The organism is Terrimonas alba, from assembly GCF_042434975.1.
Lineage (GTDB): Bacteria > Bacteroidota > Bacteroidia > Chitinophagales > Chitinophagaceae > Terrimonas_B > Terrimonas_B alba.
The window spans coordinates 1-1,026 of sequence record NZ_JBHMQM010000046.1 but is presented as its reverse complement, the minus strand read 5'-3'; the positions used below and the strand labels follow the sequence as shown (position 1 = coordinate 1,026).

Genomic DNA, 1,026 nt, shown 5'->3' with positions numbered 1-1,026 from the left:
AGGCATTGCGGTCGAACGTTCACAGCTTTGCGGTCGGCGGGGCAATTGTTTTACGTCGCCCCTGGCGACGAGTGCTGAACTGTGTTACTAAAGATAAAATTTTATTCAAAAGCTTAATAGATAAATGTCAGCCGGTACAAACGCTAAATAGAATTACAGGTGATGACCGACGCTTTGCGTCGCCCCCGCTGCCGCAAAACTGCATGTAAGGTGCAGTAAAAGTCACTCATAGTTTATTTGATATGTCGTCTTTTGCGGCGTTTTACTTAATGAACTTTCCCATGTGTCACTTATCAACAAACCTTTGTCATTGTACTCGTATAATGTTGTTGATGAAACCCCGTTTGAAGATTTTTCAATAAGTTTAGTGAGCTTACCTGTGTCATTATAAAAGTATGTCAACGTAATTGTCGTGTTAAAGTAATAAGCCTTTGTCTTTTTTTCTATTATATTTCCGGCGACGTTGTATTTATTGTTAACTCGTTCTTCCTTACCAATTGTGTTATTTGATTTATCTTCTTGAATTAGAAAACCTTTGTCGTCATATTTATACTTTGTCACTGAGTTACCCATAGTACCTGATATCTGTGTCTCAGATATTTTATTGCCTTTGTCGTCGTAATCAAAAGTCCATGTAGCTGAAACCTGACCAAACTGAATGTATTCCTTTTTTGAAAGTTGATTTTTGTCGTTATAGTAATACTTTGATGTTGAATTTATGTCGCCACTACTTGTGTAAGTCCGTTCCTCAATAAGTTGTGAGGTGTCGTTATAGAAAAGTTCTCTGTCAACCTGAAGCTGTTTATTGTCGTTTGGTGAACCTTGTTTAATGAAGTTTCCTTTATCGTCATAAAATTCGGTGTATTTAATTTTCCCGTCGCCGTCAATTGTTGTAATTGACTTGATTTTGAATTTTACAATGTCGAGCTTGCTAATTTCCTGTCCCAAAGAAACCTGAACAAGAAAGATGGAAAGCAGAATTAAAAAGATTTTTGAATTCACGGGTTCTCAATTTATTGCACCTTA

1 protein-coding gene is annotated in these 1,026 nt (G+C 36.7%); it reads right to left on the bottom strand.

What is annotated here, in order from left to right:
• Positions 1-222: 222 nt before the first annotated feature.
• Positions 223-1,002, bottom strand: coding sequence for a hypothetical protein (locus ACFEL9_RS26115; protein ID WP_385896353.1), 780 nt, complete (start codon positions 1,000-1,002; stop codon positions 223-225).
• Between the last annotated feature and the right edge of the window lie 24 nt (positions 1,003-1,026).